The 19,133-nt window shown below is 45.3% G+C and carries 22 protein-coding genes; 8 read left to right on the top strand and 14 right to left on the bottom strand.

The window, feature by feature from the left end; translation table 11 throughout:
- Positions 1-64: 64 nt before the first annotated feature.
- From P2H89_RS09485 to P2H89_RS09460, 6 genes are all read right to left on the bottom strand, one after another.
- Positions 65-463, bottom strand: a complete 399-nt coding sequence (locus P2H89_RS09485; protein ID WP_275826475.1) for a hypothetical protein — start codon at positions 461-463, stop codon at positions 65-67.
- 239 nt (positions 464-702) lie between these two features.
- Complete coding sequence (locus P2H89_RS09480) at positions 703-1,038, bottom strand: four-helix bundle copper-binding protein (RefSeq protein WP_275826474.1); 336 nt, start codon at positions 1,036-1,038, stop codon at positions 703-705.
- Between the two features lie 207 nt (positions 1,039-1,245).
- Positions 1,246-1,527 (bottom strand): DUF305 domain-containing protein, encoded by a 282-nt coding sequence (locus P2H89_RS09475; RefSeq protein WP_275826473.1) that lies wholly within the window; start codon positions 1,525-1,527, stop codon positions 1,246-1,248.
- Positions 1,528-1,555: 28 nt separating this feature from the next.
- Entirely contained in the window at positions 1,556-3,001 is a 1,446-nt protein-coding gene (locus P2H89_RS09470) for a hypothetical protein (protein WP_275826471.1), read from the bottom strand.
- Between the two features lie 798 nt (positions 3,002-3,799).
- Positions 3,800-4,015: a heavy-metal-associated domain-containing protein gene (locus P2H89_RS09465; RefSeq protein WP_275826470.1), complete on the bottom strand. Its 216-nt coding sequence runs from the start codon at positions 4,013-4,015 to the stop codon at positions 3,800-3,802.
- Positions 4,016-4,205: 190 nt separating this feature from the next.
- On the bottom strand, positions 4,206-4,721 hold the full coding sequence (locus P2H89_RS09460) for an iron-sulfur cluster-binding domain-containing protein (protein WP_275827379.1): 516 nt from the start codon (positions 4,719-4,721) through the stop codon (positions 4,206-4,208).
- Positions 4,722-5,077: 356 nt separating this feature from the next.
- Between P2H89_RS09460 and P2H89_RS09455 the strand changes: the two genes are divergently transcribed.
- Positions 5,078-5,308, top strand: a complete 231-nt coding sequence (locus P2H89_RS09455; RefSeq protein WP_275826469.1) for a hypothetical protein — start codon at positions 5,078-5,080, stop codon at positions 5,306-5,308.
- Between the two features lie 16 nt (positions 5,309-5,324).
- Here the strand turns inward: P2H89_RS09455 and P2H89_RS09450 are convergent, their stop codons facing one another.
- The 5 genes from P2H89_RS09450 to P2H89_RS09430 are packed head-to-tail and all read right to left on the bottom strand — an operon-like array spanning position 5,325 to position 7,439.
- Positions 5,325-5,738 (bottom strand): VOC family protein, encoded by a 414-nt coding sequence (locus tag P2H89_RS09450; protein WP_275826468.1) that lies wholly within the window; start codon positions 5,736-5,738, stop codon positions 5,325-5,327.
- A 34-nt stretch (positions 5,739-5,772) separates the two neighbouring features.
- Positions 5,773-5,988, bottom strand: a complete 216-nt coding sequence (locus tag P2H89_RS09445; RefSeq protein ID WP_275826467.1) for a GDCCVxC domain-containing (seleno)protein — start codon at positions 5,986-5,988, stop codon at positions 5,773-5,775.
- Between the two features lie 8 nt (positions 5,989-5,996).
- Positions 5,997-6,362: a glyoxalase superfamily protein gene (locus P2H89_RS09440; RefSeq protein WP_275826466.1), complete on the bottom strand. Its 366-nt coding sequence runs from the start codon at positions 6,360-6,362 to the stop codon at positions 5,997-5,999.
- 10 nt (positions 6,363-6,372) lie between these two features.
- Positions 6,373-7,065 (bottom strand): mercuric transport protein MerTP, encoded by a 693-nt coding sequence (gene merTP, locus P2H89_RS09435; RefSeq protein WP_275826465.1) that lies wholly within the window; start codon positions 7,063-7,065, stop codon positions 6,373-6,375.
- The gene (locus tag P2H89_RS09430; RefSeq protein ID WP_275826464.1) at positions 7,062-7,439 is read right to left on the bottom strand and encodes a metalloregulator ArsR/SmtB family transcription factor; all 378 of its coding nucleotides are present in this window, start codon (positions 7,437-7,439) and stop codon (positions 7,062-7,064) included. The genes merTP and P2H89_RS09430 overlap by 4 nt, the downstream gene beginning before the upstream one ends.
- Before the next feature lie 166 nt (positions 7,440-7,605).
- On the opposite strand from P2H89_RS09430, the gene P2H89_RS09425 reads away from it, so the two are divergent.
- From P2H89_RS09425 to rluF, 4 genes are all read left to right on the top strand, one after another.
- A complete protein-coding gene (locus tag P2H89_RS09425; RefSeq protein ID WP_275826463.1) occupies positions 7,606-7,953 on the top strand; it encodes a hypothetical protein in 348 nt (115 codons plus the stop codon).
- Positions 7,943-8,602 (top strand): class I SAM-dependent methyltransferase, encoded by a 660-nt coding sequence (locus P2H89_RS09420; protein WP_275826462.1) that lies wholly within the window; start codon positions 7,943-7,945, stop codon positions 8,600-8,602. Before P2H89_RS09425 ends, P2H89_RS09420 begins: the two co-directional genes overlap by 11 nt.
- A 2-nt stretch (positions 8,603-8,604) precedes the next feature.
- The gene (locus tag P2H89_RS09415; RefSeq protein ID WP_275826461.1) at positions 8,605-9,399 is read left to right on the top strand and encodes a cation transporter; all 795 of its coding nucleotides are present in this window, start codon (positions 8,605-8,607) and stop codon (positions 9,397-9,399) included.
- A gap of 528 nt (positions 9,400-9,927) precedes the next feature.
- A complete protein-coding gene (gene rluF, locus P2H89_RS09410; protein ID WP_275826460.1) occupies positions 9,928-10,983 on the top strand; it encodes a 23S rRNA pseudouridine(2604) synthase RluF in 1,056 nt (351 codons plus the stop codon).
- A gap of 30 nt (positions 10,984-11,013) precedes the next feature.
- Here the strand turns inward: rluF and P2H89_RS09405 are convergent, their stop codons facing one another.
- Positions 11,014-11,388 carry a nuclear transport factor 2 family protein gene (locus P2H89_RS09405; protein ID WP_275826459.1) on the bottom strand — a complete coding sequence of 125 codons (375 nt, stop codon included), beginning with the start codon at positions 11,386-11,388 and terminating at the stop codon, positions 11,014-11,016.
- A 338-nt stretch (positions 11,389-11,726) separates the two neighbouring features.
- Between P2H89_RS09405 and P2H89_RS09400 the strand changes: the two genes are divergently transcribed.
- Both P2H89_RS09400 and P2H89_RS09395 read left to right on the top strand, forming a co-directional pair.
- Positions 11,727-14,897, top strand: a complete 3,171-nt coding sequence (locus P2H89_RS09400; protein ID WP_275826458.1) for a SusC/RagA family TonB-linked outer membrane protein — start codon at positions 11,727-11,729, stop codon at positions 14,895-14,897.
- Positions 14,898-14,915: 18 nt separating this feature from the next.
- A complete protein-coding gene (locus P2H89_RS09395; RefSeq protein ID WP_275826457.1) occupies positions 14,916-16,400 on the top strand; it encodes a SusD/RagB family nutrient-binding outer membrane lipoprotein in 1,485 nt (494 codons plus the stop codon).
- Between the two features lie 90 nt (positions 16,401-16,490).
- On the opposite strand, the gene P2H89_RS09390 is transcribed toward P2H89_RS09395, so the two are convergent.
- Positions 16,491-17,174 (bottom strand): YceI family protein, encoded by a 684-nt coding sequence (locus P2H89_RS09390; protein ID WP_275826456.1) that lies wholly within the window; start codon positions 17,172-17,174, stop codon positions 16,491-16,493.
- A gap of 173 nt (positions 17,175-17,347) precedes the next feature.
- Between P2H89_RS09390 and P2H89_RS09385 the strand changes: the two genes are divergently transcribed.
- Complete coding sequence (locus P2H89_RS09385; protein ID WP_275826455.1) at positions 17,348-18,307, top strand: winged helix-turn-helix domain-containing protein; 960 nt, start codon at positions 17,348-17,350, stop codon at positions 18,305-18,307.
- A 9-nt stretch (positions 18,308-18,316) separates the two neighbouring features.
- On the opposite strand, the gene P2H89_RS09380 is transcribed toward P2H89_RS09385, so the two are convergent.
- Positions 18,317-18,928 (bottom strand): GNAT family N-acetyltransferase, encoded by a 612-nt coding sequence (locus P2H89_RS09380; RefSeq protein ID WP_275826454.1) that lies wholly within the window; start codon positions 18,926-18,928, stop codon positions 18,317-18,319.
- Positions 18,929-19,133: the final 205 nt, after the last annotated feature.

Here is a 19,133-nt window from a genome sequence, read left to right as displayed (position 1 = left end):
TTGCGGGCGTTACTTGCAATGTTTGAAGGAAAAATAAATTATGCTACACGCCCTCAGCAGGAGATCAAATGCGGAATGTACAAAGGAAAATATATGGTAGAACCTTACGACTTCGGGGCGGTGCATTGTTTACAGGAAACTCCTGAGTGATGGAAGTAATTTGCACCTGTGGGAGTTCAGTAAAATTGACTGGTGTCACAAGCGATGCAAACACCATGAGTTTAAAAGCTGATTCAGTATTTTTATGGTCATTATCCAGCTTTACCAGCTTATGTTCATCTTTGCAGCACTTTTTCTTGCATGAACTATTTTCTTTTGCGCCACATTTGCCGCACTTTTTTGCTTTCCCATGCCAAAGCCCCTGTTCAACCAGCTTGCCCATGCAGTAATGCATGTGCACAGTTGCCCCGGTTGAAGAGCCGATGTACAGAAAAGCTAATATGCAGACAATGAACTTTTTCATTCAAGACAAATGTAGAGGTAATTTTTATTAATTATGTTATAAAATTTTCGCTTTGTTTTATATTTTAAGGCTTTTACCCCTCTTTTAACTCAAAATCAATGCTCGTGGGCTGGTCCTCCTTCCCCCTGCAAGTCTGTCCCGCCGAGTGCACCAGAGATAATAAAGGTGAAAATAAAGACAACCCTGAGCCTGGCGAACAGGGTACTGTCCGCCAGGCTTAATATTTCTCCATCCGATATTTAGGCCGTTTGCAAGCATGCTTCCGCGCACCTGCGGCAAGCCTCTGCGCAGGTCCGGCAATGTTCCATACCATGCGCTACATGTTTTTCACATTCCTGGGCACAGGCTTCGCATATTTCTGCGCACTCTTTCAGTAAGTGATGGGCATGATCTGATCCTCTGGCTACATACGAGGCGGCCAACTGACAAATACCGGCACAATCAAGATCCAGTTTGATGCACTTGGCCAGCATTTTGACATCCTGCTCTTCAAGGCAGGCTGTTGCACAATGATTACATTCTGCTGCGCATTCACTCAGCGCATTGAGTAATTCCCTGTTTTGTTCGTGTGCCATGATTGTACTTTTTAGGTGAATAATTACCTGTGATTTCTTTTGAGTTTTGTCTTTTTATCTTTTTCAACCAACTTCATTCCACATTTCGGGCAATTACCTGGTTGATCACTCTGCACTTCAGGGTGCATAGGACAAGTATATTTCTTATGCTTCTGACTATTTGGGTGCGCCATAACATATCTTTTTAAAATAACTAAATCAATAGGTTTAATGCGACTGCTTCAACCATTGCTCCAACTCTCTTATTTCCCTACTCTGATCCTCGATTATTTTTCTTGCAAACTTTTTGAGTGTATCGTTGTGTCCTGAATTTATTTGCTGTTGTGCCATGTCTATTGCCGCCTGGTGGTGCACGATCATCATATCAGCAAAATCATGATCCACATCGCCTTTCATCTGCATTGATCCCATTTTATTGCTCATATCCTGCATAATACCCATCATGCTGTTTTCTCCATGATGATGCGTTGCCGTTTCATGTTTTTTCATAAAAGTGTTTTATTTAACAATAATAACGCTAAGGTTGCTTCATGTTCATTCTCATTAATGTTGGATATATTCTAAGGTATACCTGAACTGCCATAGGTTTTTTGCCATAAATAGTATTCAACGATTCAGGGGCAGTGTAAATACTCCATTGCCCACCGGCTGCAATCTTGGTTTTCCTAAATTCTAACAGGTCATAATTCGCTCCAAGGGTAAGTGCATGCACAGAAAATATATCGTGCGGTTTGAAAGATGATTCCAACACCAGTTCTTCTGCGGACTTCTCTGTAAACTCATACCTCGCATAGACAGAAGTTTTTCTTTTTCTGAAAGCTCCTTCCAACAGGAATGCATTTTCTCCCCGATTCTCCTTCTCCTTGTTCATGCCCCATAAAATGGTGGCATTTATCCAGTCCGCACCACCTATATTGGCACTGTAAATGGCAGAGGCCGTTGTTTTATTTTGGTTTTCATCCGGATGCAATTCTTCGGGGCTTTTAAGATACCCATGAGAAACTTGTAATGCCCAGTTAGCCGATGGATTAAAGGAAAGCCTTCCGCTCCAGGAATCAAATCGCGCCTTATCAAAATTATACCGGTCTTCATTAGGTTCCCTACCGGTAAAGGATGATCCTTCAATCTTAAATTTTCCAAAGCGAAAGCCAAGGGTAACAACTCCAAATGTGATATGCGTGGCATCTACCCAGTGATGGGAAATAGGAGAATTAGGATTGTCGAGAGAAGAAGGCCGGTGCATAAAAGTTACAGGCCCCAATGCAGGCTCACCCGGATAACCTACATATATGAATGCGTCTACATTTTTAGAAATGGCATGTGCATAACTAACAGATAATTCAGAGATCAGGTCATGTGGATGTTGCCGGTCAACGAGAGATTTCCCTTGATAACTTTCCCCGCTTTGAAACAACAGCGGATAGCCTTTGCCTCCTTCAATAACCGGATCTAATGAGAACATGGAACTAAAATGGAAAAGTCCGTTATTGCCAACTTTTCTTTGACCCATTAGCATAAACCAGGTTGGTGCATCGAAACGATCATCGCCTCTCGTGCCTTCACTGGTAAAATCCTGGTTGTTGTATCTGAGAAAAACACTTCCATGTACCATATACATCCATTTTTTGGAGTGGATCATATAGCCATACATAGGTGAGGCATCCGGTAACCAGCCAGTTCCTGAACCATTTCTTGTCATTGGCAGATTGAGAGAAAAAGCGTGAGACATAGGAACAACCATCGAATGCATACCGGTATCTATATTCATACCATGATCATTGTGCATTTGCTGCATATTCATGGTGTCTTTTTTGGGCGCCTTAACTTCTTTGGACTTCGGTGTTTTCTTTTTTTCTTTGGCGGGAGAATCCTGCTTCGTAGGAGGTTTATGGTGTTCATGTTGTGAAACCGCGCTTTTGTATATGCCACACAGCACCATCAATAGGATGATAATTTTAAACATAATGTACCTTTTAAACATTATCGACTGTTACAATGAGGCAGTAATAGCAAGTGGATATGTACGGCACTCCTGATTGCCGTAGAAAGACAATCAAATGCGGAAATTCTGAAATTGAATGAAGAGCGGGGTTGGATGCAATGGCGGACTATGGTCCCTATATAATGTAGATACAATATTATAAATGAAAGGGGAAAAATTAAGCTGACCGGTTAGGGGCGGCAGTATCAACACCGGAGAAGTAAGATCGTAGCTAACCTGGGAAAATGGATGGGTGTTATCTGATTTGGCAACAACAGAAATATCTTTGCAACAATTTTTACTTTCTTCTGTATGTTTTTTCATCCCACACTTGCTGCATTCCTTATCGGCTTTATGGTATAATGAAAAACTCACCCATTCCCCCATGCAATAATGATGATGAATGGTAACGCCTGTTACATAAGTCAGGTAAAATAGGGTCAATATGATACAACTGATTTTCTTCACATATACAGGCTTCTGTGACATTGATCATAAAAACTATACCACGGACGTAAAAAGGCCCTATTGGAGGCGAATTAGACAAAAACCTACCAAAAGGTAGGGCTGAGGGTAAGAAAACCGGTCGGGATGGTAGCGGCTGGGGAAGTATGTTCTACAGTTGAAGCAAGGGATTTCTACATAATCCTTATTTGCAGCAGTCTTTTTTTCTCAAAAAGATGGCTTTTAAGATTGTGATAAAAACTTTTTGAATAGACTGGATCATTGTGTAAAAGTAATAAAGTCTGTAACTAAAACGGGCGGTAATCGCCCGTTTATTTATTTCACCAATTCTTCTGCCTGATAGCCTGCCTTTTGTACTGCCTTTTTAATATCTGTACTGTTGACTTTTTCTGTGGATACTGTCAGGACTTTATCCGGATTTTGTACATCTACTTCCCAGTTATCTTCACCAGCCACTTCATTTAAGAAAGGGGTTACTGTGGCTATACAACCTGAACATTTAATATTTGTTTTAAATTGTATTGTTTCCATAGTTCACTTTTTATAATTGAATGTAATATTGTTTACTGCTGTAAAATTACGCCCGCTTCCAGCTTTTGTGCTACACAATAACAAAAGAGTTTTATATAATTTTCTACACGCCGATTTCTATAGTTATCTCATCATTAAGGGGGGTAGCTTTGGCAAAGCAGGATCATACCGGCATCCAGTTCCTCTTTCCTTAAAACATAATTGGAAGCCATGTGACTGCTCCTGCTGTAAGCCGGGCAGTACATTTTCCGCAGGTTCCACTGCTGCAGGAATAAGGCAGAGGGATTCGATCTTGCAACGCTGTTTTTAAAATGCTGGCACCAGGCTGTACTTCCAAAAGGTTTGATTGCTCATAAAAATGCAACATCACTTCGTGCATGTCTTGTGGCAATTCAACAGGGTTGGGGTTTTCATCCGGTCTGAATCTTTCCACGAATATATTTTCCGAGGGTACGGCAAGGGCTGCCAAAGATTCCTCCTGTATTTTGATAAGCGAGGATGGACCACAAATAAAATAATGGGCTTCCGGAAGCTGACCAGTTACATGCTCTTTTATTAGCTTTTTGAGAATAATTTTATTTAACCGGCTCAAAACAGGTTCACCGGCAGGCAGTTTCAAATGCTGTGCCTGCTGTGATAATGCTTGTATAATAGTTGCCCTGTTTTTAAAGGTATCTATCCACTTTTCGATCGTTTCATCAAATATGATATGCTCTGTTGATCTGTTGGCATATATGATGGTAAGGTGGGTGGTTAGCAGCAGGCGTTCTTTACAAAACCGGCATTCTGCTAAGCCCTGCTGCGGGGGCAGTATTAATGAGCCTGAGTACTGTAATCGTTGCCATTAATGCCAATTTCTTGAAAATAAAACAACATGAGACATTAAAAAAAAGCCCGTATTGAATGGCTTACAAAAAAATAGAATATTTACTGGCAGTAATTTTGTGTCTTTTTGGATAGTATAGCCATGCACCTGTCGATTGCCGGTATTTTTTCGTGTATTCAAAGCAAAAATGGAACATAGCAACGGCACTTCCTTTCATGCTGTATTTTTGCAGGATAATGAATATACGTATCCAATACAGCCATGTAGCAGGTTATTGTGGAACCATCGAAAATGGTATTACATACCAGATGGAGCTTTCAGAAATGGACAGACTTAAAAAAACGATAGGACCTACCATTGCTGATTGGTATAATGCTTTACCCCGTGAAGTCCGTGTTAAAGTCAAGCGGGTTGGGATCAAGCTAAATGCTGAAAACGACTTTTTTCGAGATGGGGAGTATGATTAGATTTACTACATTCCCTTCAAAGGATTATTTCATAAAATGTAAGCAGGTTACGATAAAGATCCAGCGCAGGAAACTCTCTATCACCCCAGGGCATTTTTTCTACAACCGTATTTGAATTATAAATGACGCCTTGCTTTTTATATTCTTCAAACAGTTCATCAATCCCCTGTACTTCTATTCTACAACTGGCGGTACCAGCTAAGAAACTTTCCGCACCACTACATATTGGCTCTGTTACTAATTTGGCACCCTTATTTTTCCAGCTTTCATCTCCGGACTTCCATAAATGTATTTCAATATCATCACGGACTACTATACAAAACCCATCATCATGGTGACGAACAGTAAAACCCTGCTTGGCGGTGTAAAATTCCATTGACTGGTTAATATCCTGTACCGGAAGAGCAGGAATTGTTTTTTTCATCTTCATACACTTATGGTTTAATGACGGTTAGGAGATGAGACTATACACAACAAGATCTATTCATCTGTATCGGTGGACATTTAACAGTACCATAGCTACAAAATACACAACAATCCCCTTGTTTGGGCTTTATCAGGGTTTGGCAATTGGTGCAGGTATAAAAATACTGGCAAGCATCTACCGGCATGGTTTCTACTTTCTGAAAGCCGCAGTGCGGACAGGTGATCGTTGATTCAAGTACGAATGTGGTTTGCATTATTCTATTTAATTTTTCCCTTCTTCAGTGAACAGAATGGTGTTTCCGAACGGGTCATTAACGGTCATACAGGGAGCATTCCAGGGTGCCTGCTCGATGCCTGGCCGGTTGTATTTATATTTTTTCCCCAGTAGTTCTTTGTGATAATCGAGTACACCAGTAGTTTCAATATACACCTTAGCGCCTGGGCAGCAGTCACCATGATGTTCCGTAAGGTGAAACAGGATCGGTCCCTTCGACACCTGCATATAAAGTGGTGCATCATCGCTAAAACGATGCTTCCAATCAATGTTGAAGCCAAGCCAATCAACATAGAATTCGACTGTTTTGTCGTAATCGAAGATGCGTAAAACGGGTATTACTTTCGTGTTCATATTGGAAGGTTTAATTTTTTTCACAACATGCTTTACCGTCTTCAGAGCAAGAGCTGTCTTTTTCGCAAGAACCCGCACTGGTACCGTCTATAAGCTCATAGTTTCTCACTTTATAGCCAGTTTTACCAATAGCTTCCGAAATCACCTTAAGATCCACCTTTGACGGATCAAAAGTAACCAAGCTGTTTTTAGCAGCATACGAAGTAGTATAAGTTAGTATACCTGGCACTTTGGACAGTTCATTATTTACATGATCTTCGCAACTTTTACAGGTCATGCCCTGAATTGTGAATTTGGCCTGTTGCTTGTTGTCTACCGCTGCAATGGCTTTTTCTGGTCCTTTCGGGTCCGGATAAAATACTTTAGCATACAGGGGGAAAGTCATCATGAGGATTGCAAAAAGGGTGATGATACCTAAAAATCCTTTGGATTGTAAAAAAGAAGCCTTTTTCGTCGGTTCACAATTGCAATCCACAGGGGAGGTTTTGACAGGTTTTAATTGCTGAAACCAGGCAAAGGCAAGCACGATAATTGACAAGCCGATCAGGTAAGGTCTTGCCGGTTCCAGCCATGAGAAGTTGGCTGCAAGGCTACTGCTGCCGGCAAGCATGGCGATCACCGGGGTAATGCAGCAAAGTGAAGCGGCAATAGCTGAAATCAGGCTGGTTCCTATAAATGCACCGGATGGTCTTGCTTTATTCATGGCATTTCCATTTTTTCTGTTTCCTTATTGATATGCTTAAAGAAGGGCTTGACTATCTTCAGGTTTTCCTGGGTAAGTGAGTAATAGATGGTCTGTCCCTCCTTCCTGGTATGTACAATCCCGCCGTCTTTGAGTTTCCTTAAATGCTGAGATATAGCAGGAATGGTCATGCCTAAAATATCTGACAGATCACAAGGGCACAACTCATTTTCTTCCTCCAGTAAATAGAGGATTTTCAGACGGGCTTCACTACCAGCTAATGCAAGCACATTAGATAGCTTGGTAAATGTTTTTTGTGCTGTTTTGAGCTTGCCCTTACATGCCTCAATCTGGACCTGATCAGCATAAAGGCGAATACAGGTATTTTTTTCCATTGACCAAATATAGGAAGGATATAGTATTTAAGCAAATACTTAAATATATGGTTGTACAAGAAACGGAGGGTATATTTCCGCTATGGATTGAATAAAGATCGTGCTCCAAAAATCAGTACCTGGGCGTAGAAGATCGGGAATCCTGTTTTTATTTAAGTAATTTACATTGAACAAGTTAAGTTTGATGACAGGCAATAAACAGTACAGGGAAAAGGTCTATACTGATAAACAGCCTCATGAGGTTAGCTGGACGCAAGATATACCGGCTGCCTCTCTTGACTTTATTCGAGGTTTTAATCTTCCCCGTAATGCAAGTATTATAGATATAGGTGGTGGCGACAGTAAGCTGATAGACTTCTTATTGATGCAAGGCTTTCAGAATATTACTATTTTGGATATTTCCGAACAGGGATTGGAAAGCTACCAATCCGGTTTTCCGGGATATTTTTGCACCGCTGGATGGTGTTGTAATAAATGGAGGAATAAAATTGAAACTTTAAACTATGGACAGTAGAATTGAAGAGAAATACATCCCTGCATTACGCTTCAATTTCCTGACACGGTACTATGATTTTTTAGTCGCTAATTTTCTTCAGGAAAGGAAGTGGAAATCTTTCTTTGTTCAATCATTCATGAACAAATCACCTCACAATATTTTAGATGTAGGATGTGGAACTGCAACGCTTTCAATTTTGATAAAACAGCAATACCCGCAAGCTCTTGTAACGGGCATTGACGGCGATGAGCATATCCTCAACATTGCGGCAAGAAAGATCCGGGAGAATAATTTAAAAATCGAATTGGTAAAAGGATACTCCTACAAGTTGCCCTATCCGGATAACCATTTTGATGTAGTTTCCTCCAGTCTTATGTTGCATCATTTGTCACAGGAAGACAAGCATCGAACCATTCAGGAAGTATTCCGGGTACTAAAACCGGGTGGAGAGTTTAACATTGCCGATTGGGGAAAACCGGATTCCAGGATAGTACGATTGCTGTTTTACATTGTACAATTTTTAGATGGCTTTAAGACAACAAGGGATAACGTGAAGGGATTGATACCCGAATACCTTAAAGAAAATCGCTTTAGCCATGTAAATGAGCTGAAACGATACCCAACGCTATTGGGAAGTATTTCCATCTACCAGGCAATTAAATCTTAGTTATGCAAAAATCAACATTTCTGATAAAGAAAATGGATTGCGCTGCGGAGGAACAGCTCGTCCGCATGAAATTGCAGGAAGTGGAAGGCATTCAGCAATTATCATTCGATCTGGCTAACAGGAAATTAGAGGTTATACATATTGGCGAGGTTGAGCCTATTGCCGGCGCCATACACGAGCTGAAACTGGATGATCACTTTGTTTCTTCTGAAAACACCGATGGGATTTCGTACCGGGAGACAGAAAGTAACGAAAGGAAATTGCTGATCTACGTTTTGCTGATCAATGCTTTCTTCTTTGTAGTAGAAATGATAACGGGGTTTATTTCGCATTCTATGGGTTTGGTAGCCGATAGTCTGGATATGTTAGCAGATGCGCTGGTGTATGGCCTCAGCTTATATGCAGTAGGAGGAACCATCTTGCGCAAGAAAAAAGTAGCCAAAGTGAGCGGCTATTTTCAATTGTTCCTGGCTTTACTGGGCTTCTCGGAAGTCATTCGTCGTTTTCTCGGATATGGGGAAACACCTGTTTTCTCAACCATGATCATTGTTTCATTACTGGCGTTGCTTGGAAATGCTGCTTCCCTGGTTATTTTACGGAAAACCCAAAGCGATGATGCCCATATTAAAGCCAGTCAGATATTTACATCCAATGATGTTATCATAAATATTGGTGTAATGATTGCTGGTGCGCTCGTTTATTTTACCAATTCCCGCTATCCGGATTTGATTGTAGGGACAATAGTTTTCGCCATCGTACTCAGGGGAGCTTTCAGAATCCTGAAATTGGCCAAATAATTTACCTGATACACTACTTAACACCTTTATTTGTGTTTATCACAGATAAAGGTGTTAAATAGTATGGTTACAGCCCCATAATGACCGGTCGGTACATTTTTAGATGCTTTATACGCAGGGACTGACAGGCAGAGCATTAACTTTACTCAACATTTAATCGGTAGCATAGAACAAGTGCTTTTCTCCTATTGCATTTTTTCGATTTTTTTATCTAATTTTGGCGAAAGTTCTTGCTATTGGGATTTTATTGGAAAGACGACGCATGATTGCCTCATAGGGGTTTCAAATAATTAACGCTCAGGACCAAAATGTTCCTGTTCCGGGCACAAGATAAAAAATTGAGCTTTTTGCACACTTATGGAACTGGTGGGAAGTGTGACTCATAAATGACTCAAATTTATCATAAGTTATTAAAACTCAGAATCGGCCAGTTCCTGTTCTGGGCACCAAGAGCCTTGTAATCGTAGATTGCGAGGCTTTTTTTATTTATGGGTACTGGCAATGCCGAATACGCAAAAAAGACGCACATTGGACAACTCGATCAGTTTAAACAAGTTTATTAGTGATACCGGCTATTGTAGTCGCCGGGAAGCAGACAACCTGATCACCGCTGGTCGGGTATTGTTAAACAATCGACCCGCTGTTCCAGGCAACCGGTATAAACCGGGCGACACCGTTGAAGTGGATGGCAGCATCATGACTGCCGCCAAAAAAGACAAACGCGTATACCTGGTACTCAACAAGCCGACAGGCATCACCACCACCACCGAAACACACATCAAGGACAATATCATCAGTTTCATGGGATATCCCAAAAGGATATTCCCCGTTGGCCGGCTCGACAAAGACTCCGAAGGCCTGATCATCCTCACCAACGACGGCGACATTATCAATAAGATACTGCGGGCTACCAATAACCACGAGAAAGAATACATCGTAAGGGTTAACAAGCCTATCGATCATGCATTCGTGCAACAGATGTCGCAAGGGGTACCTATTCTCGATACCCGCACATTACCCTGTAAAGTGCAAATGATGGGCCGCCAAACCTTCCGCATCACGCTTACACAGGGTCTTAACCGCCAGATCAGGCGTATGTGCGAATACCTGGGCTTTAATGTAGTAGGACTGCAACGTGTTCGCATCATGAATATCCGCCTCGACAAACTGGCCCTGGGCAAATGGCGCTATCTCAGTGACGCAGAATTATCGTTGTTGATGGAAAATGTAGCCGACTCGAACAAGGAGCATAGCGAAAGCAAACCAGCCGCACGGGGTAAGAAAGCTGCTTCACACCCGAAAGAACCGGTTCATCCAAAGTCCGGCGATACGCCAAAAGGCCCAAAGCCGGTCCGTTACGATAAAGCAGCAAAAACCGGATCCAAAGAAGGTAAACAACAAACCAGCAAAGCTTCAGAGAAGCCCTGGAGACGGGAGACTGCTGCACAAAAATCTACTCCATCCCGGCAGGGAAAGGACTTCCGTCCGGAAAAGAATAAAGGAAAGAAAAACGACACTAGTAAAAACGAAAAGCGAACAGGGGCAAAGGGTTCTTTTAAGAATTATAGAAGCAAAGGCCGCTAGAGCTCTGCAAAATGTTCGAATGTTGGTCCCTTACTTAGGCTGTACAGGCGTAAGCATCGTCAATACACACAGCCATTGATCGCCTTCCCGCCTGAATACGCTTGTTGACCATTCATAGAGGCTAAAGAACTGGCCTTTATAGGTGCCTTCGCTGATTCCTTTCGCTGTCACCAATCCCGTATCTCCATAGATCCTGATCCTGCTCTCCTCGGTCGTCATCTTCGAATGCACCAGGTCGCCGGAACTAACCGAGGCCAGGAAGTCTGCACGCGATGTGATGCCGTCGCCGCTTCCTACAATGACCCAATCATTGGCCATATATCTTTCCATTTCCGGCAGATCGTTATGGGCGATAGCCTCATCCCACTTTAACGCGGCGGCTAATAATTGCTTTTCGCTTTCCATATTGCATAGTTTTAGCTTATTGATAGAATACATGCACAAAACTCGCCAGGGTGCAGTGATTAAAATAGGAAAAAAGCGACATCGTCTGGGTGAAGTTCAGTCATAGCGTGGGCTCCGCAATTCCTACATACAATGTGGCCCGGCCCGATGCTCTTAATACGCAGTTTCTGATCGATCAACGCCACGCATTCGTCAACCAACGAATTAAAGCTATCGTTCACCTCCGTTGATGCAGCCGTACCCTTCACCCGTTGATTAGCCGAAATGACAGTGCAGCGGCAAATTAGTTTCGATGATCCAATAAGCCCAAACGGGTTTATTCATCAAAACTAATTACCATGAGAAAAATTGTATCCCTGCTCTTGATGGGATTGCTATGCGCTGCTGCACTCCAGGCTCAAAAAAACATCCAGGGCCAGGTGAGGGACGAAGAAGGAAAACCAGTCCCTTACGCATCCATTATCCTGAAAGGACAAACAAAAGGCACCACGGCCGACGCTTCCGGAAAGTTTTCCGTCCGCAATGTACCATCACAGGCAAGCCTCATCTTCAGTTCCCAAGGTTACCTTCCAATTGAACTACCGGTGGAGGGTACTCCATCCTGGATCGTCGTATTGAAACCAGGTGGTAACCAATTGGCAGAAGTGGTTGTTACGACGGCGTTGGGCGTTGTTCGTACCCAACGTTCTACCGGTTATGCCAACCAAAAGATCTCTGCCGAAAAACTCACCACGACCAAACTGGCCGATATCAATACCGCCCTCGCCGGCAAAGTGTCCGGTATACAAGTGCGTAGCGGATCGGGCGCTAAATTCGGTACATCCAGTATCCGGCTTCGGGGCATCAATACGCTCGGTGGCGGTAATCCGATCTATGTGGTGGATGGTGTCATCGTGAATCCCGATGGCATCAATCCCGATGACGTGGAATCGCTCAACGTGTTGAAAGGCCCCGCCGCTACGGCCCTGTATGGGCAGCGTGGCTCCGAAGGCGCTGTCGTGATCTCTATCAAGAAAGGCACGAAAAAAGGTATCGGGGTAGAGTTCAATCACACGACTACTTTCGAACGCGTGTACATCTTGCCGGATTACCAGAATGAATACGGCGGCGGTTCCTCCCAAACCTGGGGCACTTTTACCTACAACCCTGCCACCCACCCTGCTTACCTCGCTCCGCTCAATGGTGCCAAAACCTATCGCTACGATGTTGATGAAAGCTGGGGGCCGCGCATGGATGGTACCTTGCATGCGCCCTGGTACGCCTTCGATCCTACCGATCCGGAGTTTGGCCAACTGAAACCTTTCAGCCCACAGCCGGATAACGTGCGCGACTTTTTCCGTACTGGCTTGGCCAACAATACAACAGTGGCTTTCTCCAAAGCGGGCGACGCTTCCAATACACGTCTATCGTTTACCAATCTGTCCAGAACAGGTGTGATGCCCAATTCACGTCAGCAAAAGAACTTTTTCACCCTGTTAAACAGCCTCGACCTTAACAACAAAATGACAGTAGGCGTCAACCTCAATTACGTGTACGAGAATCTCTTCAATGTGCCTGACGAGGGGTTCGGTTCACAAACAACCGGTTCCTTTAATCAGTGGTTTCAACGTAATGTTGAAACAGCGAAATTGAAACGCTATAAAAGGCCCGATGGCACCTATACTTCCTGGAATATCACCTCTCCCTCCAACCTGGCACCCAAGTATTGGGACAATCCGTACACCGAAGTCAATGAGAACATAGCCCGCACCTATTCCCAGCGATTATTCGGTAATGCCTATGCCAGTTATAAGATACTACCTGGCTTAAAACTCTCAGCCATCGTACGGGGCAATTTCAGTAATTCGAATACAGAAGCACGACTCGCCTCTTACACCATACAGGTGGAGCGATTCGGTGCTTCGCAGTCAAAATTCAGGGAAACCAATTTCCTCGGAACCCTGGAATATGAAAAGAACATCAACGACTTTACGTTGAATGCCGGACTGTTTGGGGAACTCATGACACAACAAAATGAATCGGTCAGCAATTCGACTAGTGGTGGGTTCATAGTGCCCAATGTGTATAACCTGAGCAACTCTAAAAACGAAAAAACCGCCACCAATTCCTACAGCATTAAAAAGGTAAATAGCCTGTATGGTTTTGCCAATATTGGCTACCGGAATTTGCTGTTCCTGGAGTTAAGTCTGCGTAATGACATTTCCTCCACCCTTGCCAGAAACAATAATTCCTACGTATACGGCAGCGCATCCGGCTCTTTTGTTTTCTCTGAAGTGATTGGGGCCAACAATTGGCTTTCTTTCGGTAAACTGCGCGCTTCGGTAGCGCGTGTAGGTACGGATGTGGGGCCCTACAATACACAGGCCACCTATGCACTTGGAAACAACTACGTAAAACCAGTGGGAGCAACCACCGTTACCTATTCCACGCAGTCGATCCCCGACAGGCGGCCCAATGATCAACTGGAGCCTACTCTTTCCACCAGCTACGAAACTGGGTTCGACCTGCGCTTCCTCAAAAACAGGGTGCGCATGGACCTCAACTATTATTTCCGGGAAGCGAAAGGACAGATCGTACCGGTTAACGTGCCCGGCTCCACCGGTTATGCCTCGCAGCTCATCAATGCGGGTAATATCCGCAACTATGGCTTCGAACTTACCGTGGGTGGTACACCGGTAAAACGGGCCGGTTTTACCTGGGATATGGATTTCAACCTTGGCTTCAACCGCAATAAGGTGATCGAACTGGCAGATGGTATCGACAATATCCAAACAGGCCTCGATGGGTCCAATGTGACGTTTGGCTTTGTAGGTTCTCCGGCAGTATCGCTCAATGCTAAGGTCAATAGTCCCTATGGTATGATCATTGGCCATGGGATCAAAAAGGATCCCGCCACAGGTCGCAGGCTCATCAACGACGATGGCTTCTATGTTACGGAAGACAACCTGGAGCTAGGTACCGTGCTACCCGACTTTACCGGTGGATTTTCCAACATGATCAACTACAAAAACTTCTTCCTCACCTTCACCTTGGATTTCCAGAAAGGCGGCCGCTTCATCTCCATCACCAAAATGAATAACGCAGGCTCCGGACTGTCTGCTGAAACCGTTGGGTTAAATGATAGAGGCAAACCTAAGCGCGACCCGGTGGCCAATGGTGGTGGCATATTGCTGAATGGTGTTAATGAGAATACCAAAAAGGAAAACGATGTGTATGTTGATGCGCAGGACCTGTATGAAGGTGCCCTCGGCTCTGTATGGGAGAATTGGATATATGATGGCACTTATGTAAAACTGCGTGAATTCTCCATTGGCTACCAGTTGCCCAGATCGATCTTCGGGAAATCAGGTATCCAGGGTGCTTCGATCTCACTGGTAGGACAAAATCTTTGGCTGATCTACAGCAAAACGAAGGGACTCGATCCCTCTGAATTGGAGCAGTCCTGGATGGAAGGTGGTCAGTTGCCCGGCACCCGTTCAGTAGGCGTAAACCTCAAAGTGAATTTCTAACCCCTAAAATGACAAATTATGCAATCACCCAATAAAAAATGGCTCATCCCTGTATTGCTTCTGATGGTAATAGTGAGCAGCTGTAAAAAAGATTTCGGCGACCTGAATATCAGTCCCAACGCACCCGCTGTACCCAGCACCAAATTCCTGTTTGGTAGTGCTGTGCTGGGTGTAAGAAACCTGCGCAATCCCGCTGGTGCGCTCTATGCACAGCATATGGCAGAGTTTATTTACACCAATGAATCGCGGTATTTCAACAGGATTTTCAGTTATGATGGAATGTATTTCGGTCCATTGATGGATCTGCAAACGATCATCAACCTCAATACCGGGGCGGCAACCAAAGGAACAAAGGCCGTATTGGACAATGGTACCAATAACAACCAGTTGGGACATGCCCGCATTCTCAAAGCGTTTTACATGCAGCAGATCACCGACCGCTGGGGCGATATCCCTTATTCGGAAGCCCTCAATGGACCAACCAACAACAAACCGAAATTCGATAAACAGAGATCCATTTACAATGACCTGTTGAAAGAACTCAAAGAAGCGCCTGCACAGATCACGGGTGGTTTGGTCAATGACCCGTTGTTCGATAACAACGGCAACGCGTGGAAAACCTGGGCTAATTCGCTGAGGGCCATCCTGGCATTGCGCATGAGCCGGACCGAGGATGCTGAGGCCGCCAAATCTGCTTTTACTGAAGCGGTGGCTGCCGGCATCATGAGCAGTAATGCAGATAACGCGATCTTCAAGTTCCTTAGTAATGCCAATTTCCAGAATCCCTTCTATGCAAATTATGTAACACAGAGTCGTTTTGATTACGGAACCTCCGCTACGGTGATCAATAACCTGAAAGCGAACGCCGATCCGCGCCTCCCGATCTTTGCACGCACCTCCCTGAATGGCGGAGCTTATGTAGGATTACCTTACGGTGAAGACGCCTACTACGACACGGAGGATTTTAGCTTACTGGGCCGGGCCATCTATGCGCAGAACGCTCCGCTCCAGTTGACAACCTATGCCCAAATGTGTTTCACCATGGCCGAAGCTGCCCTGCGTGGTTGGGTGGCCGGAGGCGATGTCACCGTAGCTGCCTGGTATGAAAAAGGGATCAATGCGTCGATGGATCAGTGGTCGGCCGTTTCCACCAACCCGGTCGTGAGCGTAACCACTCAACAAAAGAATGATTACCGCACACAGGCGAGCATCAATATACCGGCAGTCAATACACTTTCCTTTGAGCAGAAGCTCAACAGGATCCAAACCCAGAAATGGCTCAACTTCTACCTCAACAACAGTTATGAGGCCTGGTCCGAATGGAGAAGGACCGGGTATCCGGTATTGCAACCAGCCCTGGATCCTATGAATGCAGGCGGACAGATCCCTCGTCGTCAGTGTTATCCCGTCACTGAAAAAGACCTCAATAGCACCCACTATGCAGAAGTATTAACGGCACAGGGCCCCGACGAACTATCAACCCGCATGTGGTGGGATAAATAAAACACATTAAAGAACACCAATAGTCTTACGCGATTCTCATGTGACAATAGCTGCGTTAAGAAAGGCCCGCATGTCGATGCGGGCCTTTAGCTATTTCTTTTTAAATACGAGATTCAGCGAAACCGGCACCAGGTCCTCGAGCAGGTTCTCTTTAACCGTGCTCAGCAGTTTGCCCGACTGGTACGTGACGCCCCACAGGGTGCGATCGATCAGCAGCGAAGCCCGGGCGTTGATGGAATCTCCTTTATGGGCAATAGTGGCCGGAAAATTGATCTCCCGGGTAATGCTCTTGAGCGTAAGCTGACCGGTGATCGAATACGAACTGTCATTGGCCCCCCGTACCGCCTTCAGCAGCATAAAAGATGCCTTGGGGAACTTACCCACATCGAAGAAATCGCCGTCCTTCAGGTGGCTTTCCAGCGATTCACGACCGCCTTTGTCCTGGATATCGGTGCTGTGGATCGATTGCATATCCAGCTCAAAATAGCCCCCTACGATCTGGCCCTTGTCTTCTATAGCCAGGTCGCCCGATAAGGGCTTGATTGTCCCCTCGTGGCCTTTCCCGGCCACGGGTCGCCCCTTCCAGTACACAAAACTTTCCGGCACCAGCAGTTGGTATCCGATTGCACCTGCCGGAGCTTCCGTGGGATTGGCAGCGGCCACGGTGAGGGTCGGGCTGGTCGGTGTGACCGCTACCTGGTTCCCATCCTGGCAGGCCTGGCCCAAAACCCCGTAAATGAAAATAGTTGCCGCTAACATAAAAGATCGGTCCATGAGTTGTGATTTTTTGAGATGAAAGGTTCGGTGAAGAGAAGCCCGGGTTCTTGCAGCAAACCTAACGTGCGGAGCCGCCGGCAGTAGTAAAAGCGTCGTAAAAACTGTGTAAACGAATGTAAAATCTGGAGAAAGGCGCCCTTTACGCTGCCCGATTGCCGTAATTTTATGATATGAGTTGGAAAGCATTGCTGGCAATGGGCGTAGCCCTGGTAATCATCTTGTCCTGGTCCGCCACCAGCGGATCGAGTTCCCTGTCCGAATTGAGCCCCTCGCACGAGGCCCTGCTCATGCGGAAGATCGGCGATCAGGTACTGAGGCATACGGGCGACTCCTCCTCACGGGTGCTCCCCGTTCAGGAAACAGGACACCATAGCTACCTCCTCAGCTTCGACGCACCGTTCACCTTCATCCCCGATTCACTCGTAGCCGTCATCGACCGGGTCGTTAAGAACAGCCCCCTCCCGCCTTCCTACGTGGTAGAAGTGGTCAACTGCCGGCTCGACCAGGTGATCTTCGGCTTTTCCATCGATCCCGATACCACGCGCAACATAGTGCCCTGCCGGGGCCGCTTACAGGAAAAGGCCTGCTACCGTATCCGGCTTACATTTCATGAAGAAGCCTCCGCCACCCCTTTGTCGCAAGGCCTCCTGATGGGCAGTTCCATCGCCATCGCGCTTTCCCTGCTGGTAAGATTCTGGTACACACGTCAGCGCAGGCAGGCATCTACTCCTTTCGTGGCTGATTCAGCCGGACTGTCCGCCCTGCCATCGCCACAACCAGTCGAACCGCAAACAGCGCAACCAGTTACTGCTACCGTACCGTTAAACGCTATTGCGATCGGTAGCTTCCTGTTTTATAAGGACAGCCAGCTACTGGTATGGGGCGAAGAGAAGATACCGCTCACGGCAAAAGAGGCCAGCGTGCTGCTGATATTTGCAGTAGCCCAGAATGAAATGGTCGACAGAGACCGGCTAATGAAGGAAGTGTGGGAAGATGAAGGAGTGATTGTGGGCCGCAGCCTGGATATGTTCGTATCCAAACTCCGGAAAAAACTGCAACAGGATCCGCACGTGTCCATCCTCAATGTACACGGCAAGGGATATAAACTGGTGGTGGAAAGTGTAGGCTGAAGGGCTGATTTAAATACCCGTTAAAGTGGGTACATAATCGTGACGGTAAATATTCATCCTGCCGGTATAATCATGTACAGACTTATTCAATACAAATCCTGCTTCCTGTAGCAGGTAATTGGATCGCTGGTCGCTGGCCGGCGCTTTACAATAGATCCGGCGAACGCCGGGAAAGGAGAAAAAACTATACAGGCACCTGTTCAGCGCATGCGCAAAATACCCCACCGGTTCCGGAAAGCGGGGCGAAAGCAGGAAGTGAATACAATAGTCACCCGGCTCAATCGATTCCTTCAAGCTGATCTCATCCTGATCCGCGCGGATAATGTCTATCTGCAGCAGCGGGCAACCGTTTACTTCTGCCAGCAATGATTGACTGAAATCCGACGTCAGCAGCGCCTGATAAGTTTCGAGCAATTGCTCTACCGGCGAAAATGCATTTTTTTCGGGCTCATGGCAAAAGCAATGCAGCCAGGAATACACCACCGGAAGATCGAGTGGGATACAAAAAGGCCTTAGCGAAAACACCCGTTGGTCGCCCGGCAGCAAGCCATAAAAAAATGGCGTGTACCGGATGCAGGGATCGATAGAGCTGCACAGTTGTTTTTCTGTGAATGGACGCATAGCAATAAGGTTCACGTTTCGGCAAAAAACAATTCAAAGGCACGATAAAATCAAAAGTTGGGAGTTGTTGATCGGAAATCTTCTATTGATTCATTCCTTTAGCTGGAGAGTCTCCAAATCTACTCTCTATGTACGTTGTAGCAAAGAGTAAAGCAGAGAAGGGGCAGGCCTATTTTAGGGGTTTAGTCGATAATGTTTAAATTCT

This window comes from Paraflavitalea sp. CAU 1676 (assembly GCF_029223285.1).
Classification (GTDB): Bacteria; Bacteroidota; Bacteroidia; order Chitinophagales; family Chitinophagaceae; genus Paraflavitalea.
The sequence above is the reverse complement of the archived record's forward strand: the minus strand, read 5'-3'. Positions and strand labels throughout refer to the sequence as shown.